The 6935-nt window shown below is 69.1% G+C and carries 7 protein-coding genes; 1 reads left to right on the forward strand and 6 read right to left on the reverse strand.

Annotation, left to right across the window (positions count from 1 at the left end):
• Positions 1 to 41: 41 nt before the first annotated feature.
• Complete coding sequence (gene glnA / locus RM1_RS22225; RefSeq protein WP_027500044.1) at positions 42 to 1478, reverse strand: type I glutamate--ammonia ligase; 1437 nt, start codon at positions 1476 to 1478, stop codon at positions 42 to 44.
• Positions 1479 to 1660: 182 nt separating this feature from the next.
• Between glnA and RM1_RS22230 the strand changes: the two genes are divergently transcribed.
• Positions 1661 to 2137 (forward strand): RDD family protein, encoded by a 477-nt coding sequence (locus RM1_RS22230; RefSeq protein ID WP_072753825.1) that lies wholly within the window; start codon positions 1661 to 1663, stop codon positions 2135 to 2137.
• Positions 2138 to 2203: 66 nt separating this feature from the next.
• On the opposite strand, the gene RM1_RS22235 is transcribed toward RM1_RS22230, so the two are convergent.
• The 5 genes from RM1_RS22235 to sucB all read right to left on the reverse strand — a co-directional run.
• Entirely contained in the window at positions 2204 to 2944 is a 741-nt protein-coding gene (locus tag RM1_RS22235; protein WP_072753826.1) for a DUF4191 domain-containing protein, read from the reverse strand.
• A gap of 56 nt (positions 2945 to 3000) precedes the next feature.
• On the reverse strand, positions 3001 to 4014 hold the full coding sequence (gene lipA, locus RM1_RS22240; protein ID WP_072753827.1) for a lipoyl synthase: 1014 nt from the start codon (positions 4012 to 4014) through the stop codon (positions 3001 to 3003).
• A gap of 62 nt (positions 4015 to 4076) precedes the next feature.
• A complete protein-coding gene (gene lipB / locus RM1_RS22245; RefSeq protein ID WP_072753828.1) occupies positions 4077 to 4841 on the reverse strand; it encodes a lipoyl(octanoyl) transferase LipB in 765 nt (254 codons plus the stop codon).
• A 58-nt stretch (positions 4842 to 4899) separates the two neighbouring features.
• Complete coding sequence (locus tag RM1_RS22250; RefSeq protein WP_072753829.1) at positions 4900 to 5790, reverse strand: TIGR01777 family oxidoreductase; 891 nt, start codon at positions 5788 to 5790, stop codon at positions 4900 to 4902.
• 99 nt (positions 5791 to 5889) lie between these two features.
• Positions 5890 to 6935 (reverse strand): 2-oxoglutarate dehydrogenase, E2 component, dihydrolipoamide succinyltransferase (gene sucB, locus RM1_RS22255; RefSeq protein WP_072753835.1); only part of this gene is annotated, 1046 nt, incomplete at its 5' end.

The raw sequence follows: 6935 nt of genomic DNA on the forward strand, positions 1-6935 counted from the left end.
GTCGGGGCGCCGTTGTGTGTTCAGTTGTCAGCTGTGACGACTTAGACGTCGTAGTACAGCTGGAACTCGTACGGGTGCGGCCGCAGGTTGACCGGGGCGATCTCCTGCTCGCGCTTGATCGAGATCCAGGTCTCGATCAGGTCGGTGGTGAACACGCCGCCCTCGGTGAGGTACTCGTGGTCCTCCTCGAGCCGGTTGATGACGGCCTCGAGGCTGGTGGGGGCCTGCGGGATGTTGCGGGCCTCCTCCGGCGGGAGCTCGTAGAGGTCCTTGTCGACCGGGGCCATCGGCTCGATCTTGTTCTTGATGCCGTCCAGGCCGGCCATCATCTGCGCGGCGAAGTTCAGGTACGGGTTGCCCGAGGAGTCCGGCGCGCGGAACTCGAGGCGCTTGGCCTTCGGGTTGTTGCCGGTGATCGGGATGCGCACGGCCGCGGAGCGGTTGCGCTGGCTGTACACCAGGTTGATGGGGGCCTCGTAGCCCGGCACCAGGCGGTGGTACGAGTTGATGGTCGGGTTGGTGAACGCCAGCAGCGACGGCGCGTGGTGCAGGATGCCGCCGATGTAGTGGCGCGCCATGTCGGACAGGCCCGCGTAGCCGGACTCGTCGTGGAACAGCGGCTTGCCGTCCTTCCACAGCGACTGGTGCACGTGCATACCCGAGCCGTTGTCGCCGAACAGCGGCTTCGGCATGAAGGTGGCCGACTTGCCGTGCTGCCAGGCGGTGTTCTTCACGATGTACTTGAACAGCTGCAGGTCATCCGCGGCCGCGAGCAGCGTGTTGAACTTGTAGTTGATCTCCTGCTGGCCGCCGGTGCCCACCTCGTGGTGGCCGCGCTCGAGCTCGAAGCCCGCGTTCTGCAGGTTGGTGGAGATCTCGTCGCGAAGGTCGACGTAGTGGTCGTACGGCGCGACGGGGAAGTAGCCACCCTTCGCGCGGACCTTGTAGCCGAGGTTCGGGGTGCCGTCTGCGTTGCGCTCGTTGCCGGTGTTCCAGGAACCCGAGACCGCGTCGAGCTTGTAGAACGCGCCGTTCATGCTCGAGTCGTAGGCGACGCTGTCGAAGATGTAGAACTCGGCCTCGGCACCGAAGAACGCGGTGTCGGCGATGCCGGTGGACTTCAGGTACTCCTCGGCCTTGCGCGCGACGTTGCGGGGGTCGCGGCTGTAGGACTCGCGGGTGAACGGGTCGTGCACGAAGAAGTTGATGTTCAGCGTCTTGGCGGCGCGGAACGGGTCGAGCTGCGCGGTGCTGACGTCGGGCAGCAGCATCATGTCCGACTCGTGGATCGACTGGAAGCCGCGAACCGAGGAACCGTCGAACGCGAGGCCGTCCTCGAAGACGTCCTTGTTGAACGCCGAGGCCGGGATCGAGAAGTGCTGCTGGACGCCCGGCAGGTCGCTGAACCGGATGTCGACGTACTCGACCTTTTCGTCGGCTATGTAGTTGATGACCTCTTCGGCCGTGGTGAACGCCACGCGTGTGCTCCTTCAGTTGGTGCCTGCCGATTGTGCATTCCGGCGGCTTGCGTCGACACAGACGGTATGGACCTGGTGTTGCCCAGCAATCAAGGTTGTGTTTCGCCAGTGTTACACGTCTTGGAAAACGGTATATCTCACACCCCGTGATCGACCCGCCACGCTGGGCCTATCCTGGATGCATGGCGCGAAGTACCGGATCCTGGCTCTCTGGCCCCTCGGCGGCCCTTCCCAAGGGGGAGGACGGCACCGAGAACCGCTACAAGGGCGAGCTGCTCGGATTGCCGGAGACGGGCCCCGGCTCGTTGGTCGGCACCGGTCGACGGCTCGCGGCGTTCATGATCGACTGGCTGATGGGCGGGGGTGTCGCGCTGCTGTTCCTCGGCGGGAACGCGCTCGACGGCCGGCTCGGCAGCATCATCCTGATGGTCTGGTTCGTCGTCGGCGTGGTCACCGTGTCGCTGTTCTCGTTCACCCCCGGTCAGTTCTGCGTGGGACTGCAGGTGGCCCGGGTCGACGCACCGGTGCCCGTCGGCGTCGTGCGGGCGCTGGCCCGGCAGGTGCTGCTGGTGTTCGTCGTGCCCGCGCTGATCACCGACCTCGACGGCCGCGGCATGCACGACCGCGCCACCGGCACCGCGCTGGTTCGCTCGCGCTGACTCCACCAAGCCAGAAGTGCCCTCGACGTGATTCACGTCGAGGGCACTTTGGTTGTGAGGGGAGGGTTAGCGCCTGCGCATCGTGCGCTGGACGCCCTTCATCTTGGCGCCGCCGGGCAGCGGACCCTTCGGCATGGCCGGGCCGCCGCGGGTACCGAGTGCCGCCAGCCGCGCCTCGATCGTGTCCATCCGCTTGGTGTCGATGTTCTTCGGCAGCTTCGCGAGGTACTTCTGCAGCTGCGACAGCGGCACCTGGCCCTCGTCGTTGCCGATGATGATGTCGTAGATCGGGGTGTCGCCCACGAGTCGCGCGGTCTTCTTCTTCTCCTGGGCGAGAAGGGACTTCACCCGCTGAGGCGAACCCTCGGCGACCAGGATGACGCCCGGCCTGCCGATCACCCGGTGCACGGCGTCGAGCTGGGTGGTGCCCGCGATCGCGTTGGACACCCGCCACCCGCCCTGCATGTTGTCCAGTGCCCACGCGCCTGCGCCCGCCTGGCCCTCGGCCTTGCCGTACACGGTCTTCTGCACACGCCTGCCGAAGATGATGAACGCGGCGAGCACACCGAGCAGAATGCCGATCGGCAGCAGGAACCACTGGATTCCGAAGATGAGGCCGACCAGGAAGAACACCACGGCGAGGCCGACGACGGCGCCGATCATCAGCGGCAGCAGCAGCTTGTCTTCCTTGCGCTGCATCTGGAACGCCTGCCAGAGCTGGCTCCTGCGCTCCTTCGATGCCTGCTTACGGGCCGCTTTCGCCGCAGCCTTCGCCTCTTTGGTGGGCTTGCCCTTGCCGTTCGCCATACGTCACAGGATACGTCCCTGGCCGCAGGCGAATCGCACCCGAGTGGTGGTCGGGCTCAGGCGCGGGCGAGCCGCTCCATCAGCGAGCTGGCTTCCTGCGAGGCGCTGCCCCCGTCGGCGAGATGTGCCTGGCCCTCGGGCAGCTCGCGGCCGTGGTGCGCCATCGCCTGTGCGTAGAGGCGACCGGCCCGGTAGGAGGAGCGGACCAGCGGTCCGGCCATCACGCCTGCGAAGCCGAGTTCGGTGGCGAACTCGGAGTGCTCGACGAACTCCTCCGGCTTGACCCAGCGCTCGACCGGGTGATGCCGCGGGGACGGACGCAGGTACTGCGTGATGGTGATGATGTCGCAGCCGGCCTCGTGCAGGTCGATCAGCGCCTGCTGGATCTCCTCGGGCGTCTCGCCCATGCCGAGGATCAGGTTCGACTTGGTGACCAGTCCGAAATCGCGGGCGGCGGTGATGACCCCGAGCGAGCGCTCGTACCGGAACGCCGGACGGATGCGCTTGAAGATCCGCGGCACGGTCTCGACGTTGTGCGCGAGGACCTCCGGCCGCGACTCGAACACCTCGGCCAGCAGGTCCGGTTTGCCGTTGAAGTCGGGGATCAGGTTCTCGACGCCGGTGCCGGGGTTGAGGGCGTGGATCTGACGAACCGTCTCGGCGTACAGCCAGGCGCCGCCGTCCTCGAGGTCGTCGCGGGCGACGCCGGTGATCGTCGAGTACCGCAGGCCCATCGCCTGGACCGACTCGGCGACGCGGCGCGGCTCGTCGCGGTCGAGCGCGTCCGGCTTACCGGTGTCGATCTGGCAGAAGTCGCATCGACGGGTGCACTGTTCGCCGCCGATGAGGAAGGTGGCCTCGCGGTCTTCCCAGCACTCGTAGATGTTGGGGCAGCCCGCTTCCTCGCAGACCGTGTGCAGACCCTCCCGCTTGACCAGACCCTTGAGCTCGGAGTATTCCGGGCCCATCTTGGCTCGGGTCTTGATCCAGTTGGGTTTGCGTTCGATGGGGGTCTCCGCGTTTCGGATCTCGATACGGAGCAGCTTGCGTCCTTCTGGGGCCACAGTCACGGCTCCGATGCTACGCCCGGCGTGCGGACGCCGATCGACCGGGAGACGGCAGGCGATGAACCTCAGGCGAACCGGTGGGTGGTGAACCGGGTCGGCGCGACCGCGGCCGCCTCGTCGAAGGTGATGCGCTCGATGTCGTGCTCGGTGACCTGGAGCTCGCCGTCGAGCGCGGCCGATACCGCGGCGACCACCGCAGGGGTGATCTCGGCGACGGTGACCGTCCGCCCGAGTTCGCGCGAGAGCGAGGTGACGCCCGCGTCGGCGATGCCGCACGGGATGATCTCGTCGAAGGCCCCGAGGTCCGCGTCGCAGTTGATCGCGAAGCCGTGCATCGCGACCCCGCGCTGCATCCGCACGCCGATCGCCGCGATCTTGCGCTCGGGCAGCCAGGAACCACCGGTCAGCGAGGCGGGCAGCCACACGCCCGAGCGGCCCTCGACACGACCGCACCCGATGCCGAGATCGGTGCAGACCGAGATCAGTGCCTCCTCGATGCGCCGGACGTAGTTCACGACGTCGACCGGCACGGCGAGCTTGACGATCGGGTAGCCGACCAGCTGCCCTGGCCCGTGCCAGGTGAGCTTGCCGCCGCGGTCGACATCGATCACCGGCGTGCCGTCGGTGGGCCGATCCTCCGGGGCCGTGCGGCGTCCGGCGGTGTACACGGACGGGTGCTCGAGCAGCAGCAGGGTGTCGCGCCCGCCGTCCGCGGCCCGTTCGGCGGCGAGCTCGCGCTGCAGATCCCACGCCGTCAGGTAGTCGACTGTGCCGAGGTTCCTCACCTCGAGGGAATCCGTGCTGAACCGAACCGAGGAAGTGGCGCCCATGGGGCACACGTTACGCCCGGCCCGCCTGCCCGCTCGGCGCGGTCCGGGCCGGAGGCGGTCAGTCCGACAGCGCGGCGTCGATCGCCTCGCCGATCGTGTTGTGGTGGAAGGTGAATCCGGCACCCTCCAGTGCCGCGGGCAGGACCCGCTGCCCGGTCAGGGCGACCTCGTCCGCGATCTCGCCGACGAGGGCGCGCACCGCGAATCCGGGCACCACCCACGGCGTCGGGCGGTGCAGGGCGCGGCCCAGCTCGGCGGTGAAGGACGCGTTGGTCGCGGGCGATGGCCCGGCGAGATTCACCGGCCCGCTCAGCGTCTCGGTGCGCAGCGCGAACGCGATGGCGGCGAGCTCGTCCTCGAGGGAGATCCAGGACAGGTACTGCCGCCCGGTGCCGAGCCGGCCGCCGAGCCCGAACCGGAACAGCGGACGCAGGCGACCGAGCAGCCCGCCCCGCGGTGAGATCACCGACGCGCTCCGCAGCAGCACGGTGCGCACCCCGGCCTCGCGGGCGGGCGCGGTCGCCGCTTCCCAGTCGCGGCACAGGTCGGCAAGGAACCCGGTTCCCGCCGTTGCGGTCTCGTCGACGACCCGCTCGCCGGTGTGGCCGTAATAGCCGACCGCGCTGGCGTTGAGCAGGGTCGGCACCCCGGCGTCCGCCACCGCCCGCGAGATCACGTCGGTGGCCGTGATCCGGCTGTCCCGCAGCGTCTGCTTGAACACGCCGTTCCATCGGGTGTCGCCGAAATTCGCGCCGCACAGATTCACCACCGCGTCCGCGTCGGCGAGGGCGCGTTCGTCCAGTTCGCCGCGCTCGGGCGTCCACCGGAACTCGTCCGGACCCGCGGCGGGCCGCCGCACCAGTCGCCGGATCTCGTGGCCGTCTGCCCGCAGCGATGCCACAAGGGACGACCCGATCAAGCCGGACGAGCCGGCGATTGTCACTCGCATCGTGCTGCCTCCTGACGCCGTCGGGGGCACCATCGGTGATCCGATGGTGCCCCCGACGGGCGTGTCCGTGCTGCCGATCTATCGGTCGAGCGGGACGAGCTAGAGCCCCAGGTCCGCCTCGAAGGACGCTTCCTCGAGCCGCTGCTTGATCGTGGTGAGGAACCGGCCTGCGTCGGCGCCGTCGATCAGGCGGTGGTCGTAGGTGAGCGGCAGGTAGCACATCGACCGGACGCCGATGGACTCGTTGCCGTTCTCGTCGGTGATCACCATCGGGCGCTTGACGATCGCACCGGTGCCGAGCATGGCGGCCTGCGGCGGCACCAGGATCGGGGTGTCGAACAGGGCGCCCTGGCTGCCGATGTTGGTGATCGTGAAGGTGCCACCGGCGAGCTCGTCCGGCTTGAGGCCGCCGGAGCGGGCCCGCTTCGCGATGTCCGCGATCGCCCGGGCCAGGCCGGCCAGGGACAGGTCGCCCGCGTTGTGGATCACCGGGGAGAGCAGGCCCTGCTCGGTGTCCACAGCGATGCCGAGGTGCTCGGCCGCGTGGTACGTGATCTCCTTGGCGTCCTCGTTGTAGCTGGCGTTGACGTTCGGGTGTGCCCCGAGCGCCTCGACGACGGCCTTCGCGAAGAACGGCAGGAAGGTCAGGTTCACGCCCTCGCGCTCGGCGAACCCGGCCTTGGCCTGGGCGCGCAGGGCGGCGATCTTGGTGACGTCGACCTCGAAGGTCTGGGTCAGCTGCGCGGTGGTCTGCAGCGACTCCCGGGTCTTCACCGCGGTGATCTGGCGGATCCGGTTGACCTTCTGGGTGGTGCCGCGCAGGTGCGCGAGCTCGGGCCGGACACCAGCGGCCGGTGCGGCCGGTGCCGCGGCAGCGGCGGCCGCAGGGGCGGCGGCCGGGGCCTTCTTCGCCTCGGCGGCGGCCAGCACGTCCTGCTTGCGGATGCGTCCACCGACGCCGGTGCCGGTGACCGTCGCGAGGTCGACGTTGTTGTCGGTGGCCAGCTTCCGGACCAGCGGGGTCACGTACGGGCTGCCGTCAGCGGACGGTGCGGCCGCAGCGGCGGGCGCAGGCGCGGCCGGAGCGGGGGCCGGCGCCGGGGGAGCCGGGGGTGCCGGAGGTGCGGCGGCCGGTGCCGGGGGTG

The sequence above is a fragment of the Rhodococcus maanshanensis NBRC 100610 genome (assembly GCF_001894865.1).
Taxonomy (GTDB): domain Bacteria; phylum Actinomycetota; class Actinomycetes; order Mycobacteriales; family Mycobacteriaceae; genus Rhodococcus_G; species Rhodococcus_G maanshanensis.